This is a genomic window from Pseudogemmobacter blasticus, assembly GCF_003071405.1.
Classification (GTDB): Bacteria; Pseudomonadota; Alphaproteobacteria; order Rhodobacterales; family Rhodobacteraceae; genus Pseudogemmobacter; species Pseudogemmobacter blasticus.
This window is the reverse complement of record NZ_CP020470.1, coordinates 2,313,172-2,327,246: the sequence shown is the minus strand read 5'-3', so window position 1 is coordinate 2,327,246 and position 14,075 is coordinate 2,313,172. Positions and strand designations below refer to the sequence as shown.

Below are 14,075 nucleotides of genomic sequence, written 5' to 3'. Positions count from 1 at the left end.
GGCTCAGGCCTCCAGCGCCACACCGGCGGCGCGCATCTGATCGCGTGCGGTGGCCAGCGATCCGTTCAGGTCAATGGCGCGGCAGGCACCTTCCAGCACCGTGGCACGGAAGCCAAGGCGGGCAGCATCCAGCGCCGAATAGGCAACGCAATAATCGGTCGCAAGGCCAACGAAGGTCAGCGCGCTGACACCGCGCGACCGAAGATAGCCGTCAAGTCCGGTGGTGGTGGTGTGGTCATTCTCGAAAAAGGCCGAATAGCTGTCGATCTGCGGCCGGAATCCCTTGCGGATCACCATCTGCGCCGGATCGGTGCGCAAGGCTGCATGAAAGCCCGCGCCGGGCGTTCCGATCACGCAATGCACAGGCCACAGCACCTGCGGGCCATAGGGCATTTCGGTCAGGCTGAACGGTTCGGCGCCCGGGTGATTGGCGGCAAAGGACGCGTGGTTCGCCGGGTGCCAGTCCTGCGTCAGGACGACGGTGGCGAAATCCTCCATCAGCGCATTGATGCGGGGGATGATCGCGTCGCCCCCGGCCACCGCCAGCGCACCGCCAGGGCAGAAATCATTCTGCACGTCGATCACGATCAAGGCTTCGCGCGGATCGCGCATGTCGCCCCCTCCCCTTCGGCTTCGGCCATTCCGACCTGCGTAAAGGCTTTGGCGGGATTGCGTCAAGCGAAGGTCTTGATTTCGCGGGGGGCACGGGTCAAGCAGGCGGAATGCTGACCATTGCCGCGCTGTATCACTTTACCCGCTTTCCCGACCCGGCCGCCCTGCGCGGGCCGCTGCTGCAAGCCTGTCTTGAGGGCGGGGTGAAGGGGTCGCTTCTGCTGGCGCGCGAAGGGATCAACGGCACGATTGCCGGGCCACGCGCCGGAATTGACGCGGTGCTGGCGCATATCCGCGCCCTGCCGGGCTGTGCCGGGCTGGTGTGGAAGGAATCCTTTGCCGACTCCATGCCCTTCGGCCGGATGAAGGTGAAGCTGAAGGCGGAAATCGTGACCATGGGTCAGCCGGACGTGGACCCGCTGGCCGCCGTGGGCCATTACGTCAGCCCGGCCGACTGGAACGCGCTGATTGCTGCGCCGGATGTGGCGGTGATCGACACCCGCAATGATTACGAGGTGTCCTTGGGCACCTTTCGCGGCGCGGTGGACCCCGGCACCCGCAGCTTCCGCGAGTTTCCCGCGTGGTGGGAGGCGAACCGAGAACGGTTCCACAACAAGCGTATCGCCATGTTCTGCACCGGCGGCATCCGGTGTGAAAAATCCACCAACTACCTGCTGTCGCAAGGCGTGACAGAAGTGTTCCACCTGCAAGGCGGTATCCTGAAATACCTGGAAGACATGCCCGCCGAACAGTCGCTGTGGGATGGCGAATGTTATGTGTTCGACGGGCGGGTCTCGGTCGGGCATGGGCTGGTGCCGGGCCAGAACAGCAGTTGCGGCGGTTGCCGCCGCCCGGTCAAACCCGAAGGACGGGCGCACCCGGATTATGAAGAAGGCGTATGCTGCGCGGCCTGTGTGAACGAATATTCGGAAACAGACCGCGCCCGTTTTCGCGAACGCCACCGCCAGATGCTGTTGGCCGCCAAACGTGGCACCACGCATCTGGGCGGTTAGGCCAGCATATCCCGCACCATGGGAATGACCTTCTCGCCATAAAGGCGGATGCACTCCATCAGCGCGCCATGCGGCACCGGGCCGGTGGAATACTTCATGTCGAACCGTTGCAGACCCAGGTCGCGCACCGTGGCGGCAATCTTCTTCGCCACCGTTTCGGGGCTTCCGACATACAGCGCGCCGTGCTGCACTTCGGCCAGGAACCTATCCTTGGTCACGGGTGGCCAGCCGCGTTCACGGCCCAACCGGCCGAACATGTCGGCGTAATGCGGCCAAAGCGTTTCCTGCGCCTCTTCATCCGTGGCCGCCACGAAACCGGGGGAATGTACGCCAACCGGGCGGGGCGTGCGGCCCATCTGGGCACAGGCACGCTGATACAGCTCGATATAGGGCAGGAAGCGGCGGGCATCGCCCCCGATGATGGCCAGCATCAGTTGCAGGTCATGGCGCACCACGCGCACCACGCTTTCCGGACTGCCACCGACCCCCACCCAGACCGGCAGGCCCTGCGGCCCAAGCGGCGGATAGACGGTCTGGTTCACCAGAGGGCTGCGGGTCTGCCCCGACCAGGTAACCGCCTTTTCGCGAACAAGCCGGGCGAAAAGGTCAAGTTTCTCTTCAAACAACTGATCGTAGTCGGCCATGTCATAGCCGAACAGCGGATAGCTTTCCGTGAACGACCCCCGGCCCAGGATCACCTCTGCCCGGCCGTTCGACACCGCATTCAGCGTGGAAAACCGCTGGAAGACCCGCACCGGATCATCCGATGACAGCACCGTAACCGCCGTGCCCAGATGGATGCGGCTGGTGCGCCCGGCAATCGCGGCCAGCACGATTTCGGGTGAGGAGATCGCGAAATCGGGGCGGTGGTGTTCGCCCAGGCCGATGAAATCCACGCCGGTCTGATCGGCCAGAACGGCCTGTTCCACCACATCGCGCAGGGTCTCGTCCTGCCGCTGCATCCGGCCATCGGCGGCCAGCGCCACGTCACCGAAGGTATCAAGCCCAAGACTTACCGCGTTTGTCATCTGTGTCTCCGTTTCCGGCGCCAAACATATGCCGCGGATCCCGGACAACAAAGTGCGGCGGCGCGCGGTCGATTGCGCAATCGCGCACCGATGCGGCGCGTATCAGGCCTTGTCGCGCACCAGAAGCTGGTTGCCTTCAAGCCGCACCTCGAACCGGGGCAGCTTGCGGATCAGGTCCGACAACTTGGCCGAACCATAGGTGCGGGTGTCGAAGTCTGGGTTACCCTGGGTGATGAACTGGCCGATCTGGCCCAGCGAATACCATTCACCCTCGGGGTCGATGGCGCGCATCGCGGCGGCGATCAGCGGAATGGCCTTCGCCGGCGGCTCTTTCCCGCCGGGGCGCGGGGCAACGGGTGCTGCGGGCTCGGCCTCGCCGCGGGCGGGGCGGGGAGCCGCCTCTTCCGGCTCGGTTGCCCCCAGGTTTTCAACATAGATGAACCGCTTGCAGGCCATGCGGAAGGCTTCGGGCGTCTTCTTCTCGCCGATGCCATAGACATCCAGACCCTGCTCGCGCACCCGCGCGGCAAGACGGGTGAAGTCACTGTCGGACGACACCAGAACGAACCCGTCGAACAGGCCGGAATGAAGGAAATCCATCGCGGCGATGACCAGCCCGATGTCGCTGGCGTTCTTGCCCTTGGTGTTGGAAAACTGCTGGTCCGCCACCAGACCCAACGCCGCCACCTTCTTGGCCCAGGCGTTCAGCCGCTGCGCGGACCAGTCGCCATAGATCCGGCGGACCGAGGCTTCGCCCAGCGCGGCGATCTCTTCAAAGATCGCCTCGGCATAGCCGGCGGGCACATTGTCGGCGTCGATCAGCACCGCAAGACGGGGCGCGCGGGGGTCGGGCATCTGGGCCTCCTTGATGTTGGTGCCACAATGGCAGGTTGCCACAGCCGGCGAAAGCCCGACCGTCAGGCCACCAGCGGCAGGGCGCGGGCCGACAGCACGGCCAAGGCCTTGTCTGGCGCGATTCCCAAAAGCAGCCCGCGGGCGCCGGCATTGATCCAGACTTTCGGCGCGGTGCAGGCGGTCACCTCGATCGCAGTCGGAACCGCGCGCTTCTGGCCAAAGGGGGAAATGCCGCCAACATGATACCCGGTCAGCTTCTCCGCCTTGGGGGGCGGCATCATGGCAGCGGCCTTGCCGCCAAAGGCCGCTGCCACCCGTTTCATCGAAAGCTGCCGGTCGGAAGGGATAACGCAGCAGGCGGGTTTTCCGTCCACCTCGACCATCAGGGTTTTCAGCGTCAACGCCGGGTCCAGGCCCAGCGCCTGAGCGGCGGCCAAACCAACGGCATCGGCACGGGGGTCATAGTCATAGGGGTGAAGCGTCACCTCTACCCCTTGCAACTCGAGAAACCTTAGTCCGGGGGTGGCGGCCATGTCTGCGCCCCTGCCTCATTCATCTGTCCCAGAATATCCTCGGGGGGAGACCGAAGGCCGCGCGGGGGGCAGACAACCCCCCGGCGGCCCCTGTCAGTAAATCACCACCGACCGGATCGATTCCCCCGAGTGCATCAGATCGAAGCCCTTGTTGATGTCTTCCAGCTTCAGCGTGTGGGTGATCATCGGGTCGATCTCGATCTTGCCGTCCATGTACCAGTCCACGATCTGTGGCACATCGGTCCGGCCCCGCGCGCCCCCAAAGGCGGTGCCTTTCCAGACCCGGCCGGTGACAAGCTGGAAGGGCCGCGTCTCGATGGTGGCCCCGGCGGGGGCGACACCGATGATGATCGACTGGCCCCAGCCGCGGTGGGTGCATTCCAGCGCGTCGCGCATCACCTTCACATTGCCGGTGCAATCAAAGCTGTAGTCGGCGCCGCCGATCTTGTCGAAAGGCGTTTTCGTCATGTTGACGATGTGCTGCACGACCGGGCCGTCAATCTCTTTAGGGTTCACGAAATGGGTCATGCCGAAGCGTTCGCCCCAGGCCTTCTTGTCGTTGTTGATGTCCACCCCGATGATCATGTCGGCGCCCGCCAGCCGCAGGCCCTGGATCACGTTCAGCCCGATGCCACCCAGACCGAAAACCACGGCCTTGGCGCCGATTTCCACCTTGGCGGTGTTGATCACCGCACCGATGCCGGTGGTGACGCCGCAACCGATGTAGCAAACCTTGTCGAAGGGCGCGTCGGGGCGAATCTTCGCCAGCGCGATTTCGGGCAGAACCGTGTGATTGGCGAAGGTCGAGCAGCCCATGTAGTGCAGGATCGGTGTGCCATCCAACATGCTGAACCGGCTGGTGCCATCGGGCATCAGGCCCTTGCCTTGCGTGTCGCGGATCGCCGTGCAGAGGTTCGTCTTCTGCGACAGGCAGGACGGGCATTGCCGACATTCGGGCGTGTAAAGCGGAATCACATGGTCGCCCGGCTTCAGCGACTTCACGCCCGGCCCCACCTCGACCACCACGCCCGCGCCTTCATGGCCCAGAATCGCCGGGAAGGCGCCTTCGGGATCAGCGCCCGAAAGGGTGAATTCGTCGGTGTGGCAGATGCCGGTGGCCTTGATTTCAACCAGAACCTCGCCCTCTTTCGGGCCTTCAAGGTTGACTTCCATCACCTCAAGCGGTTTTCCGGCCTGAATGGCCACGGCGGCACGGGTGCGCATGGGTGCTCTCCTTCCCTCTTTTCGCGGACCCCAAGGCTGTGCCAAGTTCCCGCCAAACGCAACGCGGAAAGCAAGACAAGATGCGCCGATTCCTTCCCCTGCTGTTCCTGGCCGCCACGGCCTGCACCATGACCAATCCCGAACCTGCGGTTCCGGTCGATGACTGGGTTCCGCCCGCCGATGTGACCAGCGGCTTCAACGAGCGTGAGCCCGACACCTGCAAGGCCAGCACGTTGCAGGCCTGGGTGGGCCAGCCGGTGGCCATGCTTGATACCTCGGGCGCGCCCGGACCGGTGCGGATCATCGCGCAGGATGAGGTGGTCGATCAGGAAGAATACCGCTCGGCCCGGATCAACCTGCATGTGGACCGCCGCGGCACCGTCCGCCTGCTGACCTGCGGCTGAAGCAACGGAAGGGGGCGGCAGGAACCTGCCGGTCACGCGGGCCTGACTGGACGGCGGGCGGCCAAGGCGGGATGCTTTGCCCGTCGGCCGACCCGAGCAGCGGCCCGAATGATGGAGGACTTGCGATGCCCCCTGTTGCCCCACGTTTCCTGTTGACCATGGCCGCGTTGGCGCCGCTGGCGCTGGCCGCCTGCGTGATTGAACAGCCCGGCACCCCGATTCCGGCAGAACAGACCTGCGGCGCCGAAGGCCTGCAAGGGCTGGTCGGGCAATACCGCAGTGTGCTGGCCTCGATGACGTTCAAGGGGCCGGTGCGGGTGATCGAACCGGGCATGGCGGTGACGATGGATTACAACGCCACCCGACTGAACGTGGAACTGGACGGCGCGGGCAAGATCACCCGTCTGACCTGCGGCTGACGCGATAAGAAAGGCCCCCGGCAGAACCGGGGGCCCCCTGACCGAAACGCTTGGTCACACCGTTACATCTTCATGGTGCGATAGGTGGTATGGCAATCCTTGCAAGCCCCCCCCAATGCGCCCATTGAAGCCTTGATCGCGTCAACCGAACCGACATCGGCCGCCCCGGCCGCCGCTTCCAGAGCGCCGGCCTTTTTCAGGAAATCGTCCCAGCCGGTCCAGATTTCGGGCTTGGCCTCCGACTCGGGGTCGGCGGCGCCTTCGGTCTTGAACGCTTCGGGAATGGCGGCGGCATCAGCCACCAGCTTGGCCTTGGCCGCTTCGGCCGCGGCGGCATCATAGGCGGTCTTGCCACCGGCCATGTCGCCCAGAACCTTCATCGCGCCCCCAATGTCCTTCATCACATTGGCGCGCAAAATCGCGTTGGGATCGGTCGGGTCGGCCTGAACAGCGGCCCCTCCGGCGCCGATCAGGGCGGCAACTATGGCAAGTCTGGCAAACTTCATCGGTCTGGCTCCCTGGCTGGCACTGTATGGAAAGTAGAGCATGTAATTCCGAATTTCAGAAAACGGATTTGCATCCCCCGCTTCACAGTGCCGTGAAACACAAAGGCCGGTTTGCGCGTCGGGGCCGGCATGATAGGGCTGACGCATGACCCAGCTTCCCTCGAAAGACCAGATCCGCCAGTGGATCGCCGAAAACCCCGGCCTGACCTCAAAGCGCGACATCGCCAAGGCCTTCGGGTTGAAGGGCGACATGCGGTCCGAGCTGCGCCGCCTGCTGCATGAGCTTGAGGCCGAGGGCACCGTCACCAAGGCCGCCCGCCGGTTCCGCCCCAAGGGCGACCTGCCGCCGGTGGCGCTGCTGCGGGTGCTGAAGCCCGATGCCGCGGGCGACCTGTTCGCCGAACCGATGGAAGATGGCGTCGACACCGATGTCGGGCGCATCCTGATCATTCCGAAAAAGGGCGACCCGGCACTGGCCGAGGGCGACCGTTTCCTGGGCCGGCTGACCAGGGTGGACCTGGACGATTACGTCTGGGAGGCACGTCTTATCCGGCGGATCGGGTCGAATCCGCTGAAACTGCTGGGGGTGTTCCGCAAGGGCAGCGAAGGCGGCCGGATCGTGCCCATCGACAAGGGGCAGGACAAGGAATGGCGTGTGGCCGCCGACAGCGACATGGGCGCCCGCGATGGCGAGCTGGTCGAGGCCGAGGCGGTGGGCAACCGCCGGCTGGGCCTGCCGCAGGCACGCATCGTGGAACGGCTGGGCGACCCGAGTGGACCACGCGCGGTGTCGCTGATCGCCATTCACCAGCATGGCATCCCCGACCAGTTCCCCGATGCCGCCATTGCCGAGGCCGACACTCCGCGCCCCGTCACGATGGACCATCGCGAAGACCTGCGCGATCTGATGCTGGTGACCATCGACCCCGCCGATGCGCGCGACCGCGACGATGCGGTGCTGGCCCTGCCCGACACCGAGCCCGGCAACCCCGGCGGCCATGTGCTGTGGGTGGCCATCGCCGATGTGGCGCATTACGTCCGCCCCGGCGGCGCACTGGACCGCGAGGCGCGGCGGCGTGGCAATTCCACCTATTTCCCCGACCGCGTGGTGCCGATGCTGCCCGACGTGCTGTCGGGCGACCTGTGCAGCCTGCACGAACATGTTGACCGGCCCTGTCTGGCCGTGCGGATGCGGATCGACGCGCAGGGCCACAAGCTGAGCCACCGCTTCCTGCGCGGGCTGATGCGGTCGAAAGGATCGCTGGAATACGTCCAGGTGCAGCGCGCCGTGGATGGCGAGCCGGACGAAAAGACCGCCCCCCTGCTGGAGACGGTGCTGAAACCGCTTTACGCCGCCTATGCCAGCCTGAAACTGGCCCGCGGCCTGCGCCAGCCGCTGGAGCTGGATCTGCCCGAACGGCAGATCGTGCTGTCGGACGAAGGCAAGGTGCTGTCGGTGGCCTTCAAGGAGCGGGTCGATGCGCACCGGCTGATCGAGGAATTCATGGTGCTGGCCAATGTCGCCGCCGCCGAGGATCTGCAACGCCTGAAACAGCCCTTCCTCTATCGCGTCCACGAAGAACCCAGCCCCGACAAGCTGGATGCGCTGCGCGAAGTGGCCGAGGCGTCGGGCTTTACCCTGGCCAAGGGGCAAGTGCTGAAGACCGCGCATCTGAACCGTCTTCTGGCGCAGGCGCAGGACAGCGAGTTTGACGAGCTGATGAACATCAGCACGCTGCGTAGCATGACCCAGGCCTATTACAACGCCGAGAATCTGGGCCATTTCGGGCTGGCGCTGCGCAACTATGCGCATTTCACCAGCCCGATCCGGCGCTATTCCGACCTGATCGTCCATCGCGCGCTGGTGCGCGGGCTGAAGGCGGGGGACGATGGATTGTCGGCCTGGGACATCGAGAATCTGGATGAAACGGCCAAGCTGATTTCCGATGCCGAACGCCGCAGCATGGCGGCGGAACGCGATACGGTGGACCGCTACCTTGCCGCCTATCTGTCCGACCGCGTCGGCAGCACCTTCTCGGGCCGGGTGTCGGGCGTGCAGCGGTTCGGGCTGTTCGTGAAGCTGGATGAAACCGGGGCGGACGGGCTGGTGCCGATCCGCAGCGTCGGACGCGAATTCTTCCACTATGACCAGAACAGCCAGACCCTGATGGGCGCCGATACCGGGCTGACCATCGGCATCGGCCAGCGTGTCACCGTGCGGCTGTCCGAGGCCGTGCCTGTGACCGGCGGGCTGATGCTGGAACTGCTGGAAATCGAAGACCGCGCTCTGCCCGGTGGCCGCAGCGGCTCGCGGGGCAAGCCACCCCGGCGCGGCGCCGCCAAGGCCGAGGTCAAGCGCCGCGTGGTGCGGAGGCGCAAGTGAGAGCGGCCGCGCTGGCGCTGCTGCTGGCGGCCGTGCCGGCCAGCGCGCAAACCATCGAAGACCCGGAGGGCACGATCTTGGGCGAAGGGCGCACGGACGGATCGGAAGCCGGTTTCCGGCAATGGGTAACGGCGTTCCGCCCCCGCGCGCTTGAGGCCGGGGTTCCGGCGGCGGTCTATGACCGCAGCCTGCGCGGCGCGACCTATCTGCCCGACGTGGTGGCGCGTGACCGCAAGCAAAGCGAATTCACCAAGACGATCTGGGACTATCTGGATGTCGCGGTGTCGGAAGACCGGGTGACACTCGGGCAGAAGGCATTGGCCGCAAACGCCGCGCTGCTCGACCGGATCGAGGCGCAATACGGTGTCGAGAAAGAGGTGGTCGCGGCGATCTGGGGGCTGGAGTCGGCCTATGGCACCTATCGCGGCAACACCGACACGATCAGCGCGCTGGCGACGCTGGCCTATGACGGCCGCCGCGCCGCCTTTTTCGAAGGACAGTTGATCCAGGCATTGAAGATTCTGGAGGACGGCCATGTCCAGCCCGACGCCCTGGTTGGCAGTTGGGCCGGCGCGATGGGACATACCCAGTTCATGCCGTCAAGCTGGGCTGAATTCGCGGTGGACTTCAACGGTGACGGTCGCCGCGACATCTGGGGCGATGATCCCGCCGACGCGCTGGCCTCGACGGCGAACTATCTTGCGCACTGGGGCTGGACCAGGGGCCAACCCTGGGGGCTGGAGGTGCGGCTGCCGCCGGATTTCGACTATGACCAGACGACCGAGCGGGTGAAGAAGCCGGTGACCGACTGGCAGGCGATGGGGGTTCGGCCGATGGCAGGGGGCGATCTGCCTGCCGGCCCGCAGGCCAGCATCCTGCTGCCCGCCGGACATACCGGCCCGGCCTTCCTGATCTTCCCGAATTTTCAGGTGATCGAGAAATACAATCTGGCTGACGCCTATGTCATCGGCATCGGTCACCTGTCCGATCGGTTGCAGGGGGGCCCACCCATTGCCGCCGCCTGGCCACGCCAGTGGCGCGCGCTGACGTTGGACGAGCGCAAGGAACTGCAGGCGCTGCTGGTCGCGCAGGGGCTGGATACCGGCGGCGTCGATGGCCGGGTGGGGCCCAAGACGATTGCGGCGGTGAAGTCCTGGCAAAAAGCCCGTGGCGATGTGCCCGACGGATATCCCAGCCCCGATGTGCTGGCTGCGCTGCGCGGTGGCTGACCGGGCACGGGGGTGCGGGGGTATGAAACCTCCGCTTGCGACGGCGCGGATCAGAGCACCAGCACCATGTCGCGGTGCGGGATGCCCGCATCCATGTATTCGGGCCCCGTGGCGGTGAAGCCCAGCCGTTCGTAGAAGCCAAGGGCGTGGGTCTGCGCGCCGAGCCTGGCCTTTACCACGCCGGGCTGGCGACGCAATTCGTCCAGCGCGGCGCGGATCAGGGCGGCGCCAAGGCCAGTGCCGCGCGCCTGCGCCAGAACACAGACACGGCCGATCTTGCCGGTCTCGCCCTGCACCAGCAGACGCGCGGTTCCGACCGGCTCGCCCACCACCCGTGCCAGCAGGTGGATCGCCACATCGTCCAGATCGTCCACCTCATCGGCCTCGCTGACGCCCTGCTCTTCGATGAACACTGTGCGCCGCAAGGCGCGGCAGGTGGCGACATCAAGGGTGGGGGCGATCTGTATCATGCGAAATAGTCGCGCAGGATGCGGCTGTAGATCGCCTTGAGCTGGCCGATCTGCGCCACCTCGACCCGTTCATCGACCTGGTGCATGGTCTTGCCGACCAGCCCGAACTCAACCACCGGGCAATGGCTTTTCACGAAGCGCGCGTCCGAGGTGCCGCCGCTGGTGGAATAGGCCGGTGCGACGCCGGTCTCGGCCTGTACCGAGCGTTTCACCAGTTCCGAAAACTCGCCCGGCGGCGTCAGGAAACTTTCGCCCGAAATCGACACGCGCATCGTGATCTGCACGCCGGTCTCGGCCTCCACCGCCGCAGCATGGCCCTGCATCCAGTCTGTCAGCGAAGCACCCGAGTGCAGGTCGTTGAAGCGGATGTTCACCGTGGCGGTGCCGCGCGCCGGGATGACGTTGGTGGCCGGGTTGCCACAGTCGATGGTGGTGATGGCCAGGGTCGAGGCATCGAAATGGTCTGACCCCTGATCCAGCGGCGCGGCTTCCAGCCGCGACATCAGCCGGACCAGCGCGCTCATCGGGTTCTTTGCCCGGTGCGGATAGGCGCTGTGGCCCTGCACGCCTTGCGCGGTGAACCAGGCTGTCAGGCTGCCACGGCGCCCGATCTTCATCATGTCGCCCATACGCTCCGGGCAGGTGGGTTCGCCCACCAGGCAATGCGTCATGCGTTCGCCGTTCGCGGCCATCCAGTCCAGCAGCGCGGTCGTGCCGTCAACCGAATCGCCCTCTTCATCGCCGGTCACGGTGATGATCACCGCGCCGTCGGGCGGGGTGTCGCGCACGAAATCCAAAGCCGCCGCGACAAAGGCCGCCACACCCGATTTCATGTCGGTCGCGCCGCGGCCATACATCCAGCCGTCCACCACGGCGGCGCCGAACGGGTCTTGCGTCCAGGCAGCAGCATCGCCCACCGGAACCACATCGGTATGGCCGTTGAAGCCGAAGCTGCGGTTGGCGCCCCGGTTACCCCAGCGGGCAAACAGGTTGGGCACGCCGTTGCGGTCAACCCGGGTGCAGGCAAAGCCGGCCTGCGAAAGCAGGTCTTCCAGCAGCACCAGCGCGCCACCTTCGACAGGGGTGACCGAGGGGCAGCGAATCAGGCGGGCGGTCAGGTCAACGGGATCGACGGGTGTCATGGCGGATTGGCTTTCAGTCAAAGAAGGGGGTCATCTGGGCAACAATGACCGAGTTTTCCTGAAGGGCCCGGTCCATGAGCGCTTCTTCCTCGGCGTCGATCTCCTCGCCCGCCTTGCGGCGTTCGTCCAGCGTGCCCAGGCCCTGCACCTCAAGCGGGGCCAGGTCGGCCTCTTTCAGGATGGCGACGGTTTCACGAACGGCCTCGGCCTCATCCACGCCACTGGCATAGCACATCAGCGCCGCGCCCTTGGCCTTGTCGGGCAGACCGTCGCCGGTCTTGCGGCCCACCTCGATGATCAGGGTATACACCTGCTGCGGGCGCTTGGGCTTGTCCGGGGTTTCGGGCGTGGTCATCGCAGGTTCCCTTTGCTGGTCTGGCCGGGCGGCGAGGCGCCCTGCCCGGTCAGTCGCGCAGCAGTTCGTTGATCGAGGTCTTGGAGCGGGTCTGCGCATCGACCTTCTTCACGATCACGGCGCAATACAGGTTGATGCCGTTCTTCGACGGCATCGAACCGGCCACCACCACCGAACCGGCCGGAACCTCGCCATACATGACATCGCCGGTTTCACGGTCGACGATCTTGGTCGATTTGCCGATGAAGACGCCCATGCCCAGAACGCTGCCCTCACGCACGATGCAGCCTTCCACCACTTCGGAGCGGGCCCCGATGAAGCAGTTGTCCTCGATGATGGTGGGGCCGGCCTGCATGGGTTCCAGCACGCCCCCGATCCCGACACCGCCGGACAGGTGCACGTTCTTGCCGATCTGGGCGCAGCTTCCCACGGTGGCCCAGGTGTCGACCATGGTGCCCTCATCGACATAGGCGCCCAGGTTCACGAAACTGGGCATCAGCACCACGCCCTTGGCGATATGGGCCGACTTGCGGACGATGCAGTTCGGCACGGCGCGGAAGCCGGCGGCGCGGAACTCGGCCTCACCCCAGCCGTGGAACTTGCTGTCCACCTTGTCCCACCAGTTGCTGCCCTGCGGGCCGCCGGATTGTAGGCCCATGTCTTGCAGACGGAACCCCAGAAGGACCGCCTTCTTCGCCCATTGGTTCACATGCCAGTCGGCGCCGCGTTTTTCCGCCACCCGCAGCGTGCCGGCCCCCAACGCGGCCAGCGTCGCCTCGATCGCGTCGCGGGTTTCGCCGCGGGTCGCGGGGGTGATGCTGTCGCGGGCGTCCCACGCGGCTTCGATGGCGGTTTCCATCGCGGCAAATGACATGTGCAAGCCTCCTGCTGGTTGTCGTCGGTTCTAGCGGCTGCAGGTGCCAAGCGCAACGCGGCCACAGGCGGCAAGTCTGGCCAAGCGCGCCGGTCGGGCCTAGATTGGCGGTTCGGTCCGGGGGATTTCCCGGTTCAAGAGTGAAAGACAGCCGACATGCCCGAGGATACCCCCCGCAGCCACCCGTTCCGCTACAGCCGGCAGGACATCGAGGCGGCGAACCGCATTCCCGATACGCCGCAGACGCGGGCGGCATCCTACCGGCTGGCCTTTGCCGACCGCGATTTCCTGATGCGCGATGAGATGCGCGCGGTGCGCCTGCAGCTTGAACTGATGAAGCCGCAGCTCATCATGGATGAGAAGGGCATCACCTCGACCGTGGTGCTGTTCGGCGGCGCGCGTATTCCGGCGCCTGAGAACGCGGAAAAGGCGACAACGCCCGAGCTGGCCGAACTGTCGCGCTATTATGATGAGGCGCGAAAGCTGGCGCAGATGCTGACCGAGCGGTCGCTGGAATCCTACGGCAAGAACTGGGTGGTCGTCACCGGCGGCGGGCCGGGCGTGATGGAGGCGGGCAATCGCGGCGCGGTCGATGCGGGCGGGCAATCGGTCGGGCTGAACATCGTGCTGCCGCACGAGCAGGCCCCGAACAGCTATGTCACGCCGGACCTGTCGTTCAACTTCCACTATTTCGCGATCCGCAAGATGCATTTCCTGATGCGGGCGGCGGCGATCTGCGTCTTCCCCGGCGGCTTTGGCACGATGGACGAACTGTTCGAAAGCCTGACCCTGATCCAGACCAAACGGATGAAGCGGATTCCGGTGGTGCTGTTCGGCTGCGACTGGTGGGAAAGCGTGGTTGACTGGAACCGGCTGGCCGAGGCCGGGGTGATTGCCCGCAGCGATCTGGAGCTGTTCCGCATGGTCGAGACCGCCGAAGAGGCGCTGGAAGCCATCGACACCTGGGAGTGAGGGCTGCCGCCCGCTGAAACGAAACGGGCCAAGCCTTTTCAGGGGCTTGGCCGCGT

The 14,075-nt window shown here is 65.7% G+C and carries 16 protein-coding genes; 6 read left to right on the top strand and 10 right to left on the bottom strand.

From position 1 onward, the window contains the following. Positions 1 to 3 precede the first annotated feature (3 nt). Positions 4 to 612, bottom strand: coding sequence for a bifunctional nicotinamidase/pyrazinamidase (gene pncA, locus B6K69_RS11360; RefSeq protein WP_108643859.1), 609 nt, complete (start codon positions 610 to 612; stop codon positions 4 to 6). 110 nt (positions 613 to 722) lie between these two features. Here pncA and trhO point away from each other — a divergent pair, with 110 nt between their 5' ends. Next, positions 723 to 1,625, top strand: a complete 903-nt coding sequence (trhO, locus tag B6K69_RS11355; RefSeq protein ID WP_108643858.1) for an oxygen-dependent tRNA uridine(34) hydroxylase TrhO — start codon at positions 723 to 725, stop codon at positions 1,623 to 1,625. Here trhO and B6K69_RS11350 read toward each other — a convergent pair. The 4 genes from B6K69_RS11350 to B6K69_RS11335 form a co-directional block, all read right to left on the bottom strand. Beyond that, positions 1,622 to 2,653 carry an LLM class flavin-dependent oxidoreductase gene (locus B6K69_RS11350; RefSeq protein ID WP_108643857.1) on the bottom strand — a complete coding sequence of 344 codons (1,032 nt, stop codon included), beginning with the start codon at positions 2,651 to 2,653 and terminating at the stop codon, positions 1,622 to 1,624. The two genes, trhO and B6K69_RS11350, sit on opposite strands and share 4 nt — an antisense overlap. Positions 2,654 to 2,755: 102 nt before the next feature. Continuing rightward, entirely contained in the window at positions 2,756 to 3,508 is a 753-nt protein-coding gene (locus B6K69_RS11345; RefSeq protein WP_107671821.1) for an NYN domain-containing protein, read from the bottom strand. 62 nt (positions 3,509 to 3,570) lie between these two features. Then, entirely contained in the window at positions 3,571 to 4,041 is a 471-nt protein-coding gene (locus B6K69_RS11340) for a YbaK/EbsC family protein (RefSeq protein ID WP_108643856.1), read from the bottom strand. Positions 4,042 to 4,134: 93 nt separating this feature from the next. Then, positions 4,135 to 5,265, bottom strand: a complete 1,131-nt coding sequence (locus tag B6K69_RS11335; protein ID WP_108643855.1) for an S-(hydroxymethyl)glutathione dehydrogenase/class III alcohol dehydrogenase — start codon at positions 5,263 to 5,265, stop codon at positions 4,135 to 4,137. Positions 5,266 to 5,345: 80 nt separating this feature from the next. On the opposite strand from B6K69_RS11335, the gene B6K69_RS11330 reads away from it, so the two are divergent. Both B6K69_RS11330 and B6K69_RS11325 read left to right on the top strand, forming a co-directional pair. Then, on the top strand, positions 5,346 to 5,669 hold the full coding sequence (locus B6K69_RS11330) for an I78 family peptidase inhibitor (protein ID WP_107671579.1): 324 nt from the start codon (positions 5,346 to 5,348) through the stop codon (positions 5,667 to 5,669). A gap of 125 nt (positions 5,670 to 5,794) precedes the next feature. After that, the gene (locus B6K69_RS11325; RefSeq protein WP_228156715.1) at positions 5,795 to 6,088 is read left to right on the top strand and encodes an I78 family peptidase inhibitor; all 294 of its coding nucleotides are present in this window, start codon (positions 5,795 to 5,797) and stop codon (positions 6,086 to 6,088) included. Between the two features lie 62 nt (positions 6,089 to 6,150). Here B6K69_RS11325 and B6K69_RS11320 read toward each other — a convergent pair whose 3' ends face one another. Continuing rightward, positions 6,151 to 6,741 carry a c-type cytochrome gene (locus B6K69_RS11320; protein WP_164681945.1) on the bottom strand — a complete coding sequence of 197 codons (591 nt, stop codon included), beginning with the start codon at positions 6,739 to 6,741 and terminating at the stop codon, positions 6,151 to 6,153. Here B6K69_RS11320 and rnr point away from each other — a divergent pair. Both rnr and B6K69_RS11310 read left to right on the top strand, forming a co-directional pair. Beyond that, entirely contained in the window at positions 6,740 to 8,977 is a 2,238-nt protein-coding gene (rnr, locus tag B6K69_RS11315; RefSeq protein ID WP_108643854.1) for a ribonuclease R, read from the top strand. The two genes, B6K69_RS11320 and rnr, sit on opposite strands and share 2 nt — an antisense overlap. Then, complete coding sequence (locus B6K69_RS11310; RefSeq protein ID WP_108643853.1) at positions 8,974 to 10,206, top strand: lytic murein transglycosylase; 1,233 nt, start codon at positions 8,974 to 8,976, stop codon at positions 10,204 to 10,206. The genes rnr and B6K69_RS11310 overlap by 4 nt, the downstream gene beginning before the upstream one ends. Positions 10,207 to 10,256: 50 nt before the next feature. Here the strand turns inward: B6K69_RS11310 and B6K69_RS11305 are convergent, their stop codons facing one another. From B6K69_RS11305 to dapD, 4 genes are read right to left on the bottom strand one after another with little or no spacing between them, the layout of a single operon-like run. Next, positions 10,257 to 10,676 carry a GNAT family N-acetyltransferase gene (locus B6K69_RS11305; protein WP_108643852.1) on the bottom strand — a complete coding sequence of 140 codons (420 nt, stop codon included), beginning with the start codon at positions 10,674 to 10,676 and terminating at the stop codon, positions 10,257 to 10,259. Next, entirely contained in the window at positions 10,673 to 11,818 is a 1,146-nt protein-coding gene (dapE, locus tag B6K69_RS11300; protein ID WP_108643851.1) for a succinyl-diaminopimelate desuccinylase, read from the bottom strand. Before dapE ends, B6K69_RS11305 begins: the two co-directional genes overlap by 4 nt. A 13-nt stretch (positions 11,819 to 11,831) precedes the next feature. Beyond that, on the bottom strand, positions 11,832 to 12,173 hold the full coding sequence (locus tag B6K69_RS11295; RefSeq protein WP_108643850.1) for a hypothetical protein: 342 nt from the start codon (positions 12,171 to 12,173) through the stop codon (positions 11,832 to 11,834). A gap of 49 nt (positions 12,174 to 12,222) precedes the next feature. Next, the gene (dapD, locus tag B6K69_RS11290) at positions 12,223 to 13,047 is read right to left on the bottom strand and encodes a 2,3,4,5-tetrahydropyridine-2,6-dicarboxylate N-succinyltransferase (RefSeq protein WP_108643849.1); all 825 of its coding nucleotides are present in this window, start codon (positions 13,045 to 13,047) and stop codon (positions 12,223 to 12,225) included. A gap of 156 nt (positions 13,048 to 13,203) precedes the next feature. Between dapD and B6K69_RS11285 the strand changes: the two genes are divergently transcribed. After that, entirely contained in the window at positions 13,204 to 14,019 is an 816-nt protein-coding gene (locus B6K69_RS11285) for an LOG family protein (protein ID WP_107671587.1), read from the top strand. Positions 14,020 to 14,075: the final 56 nt, after the last annotated feature.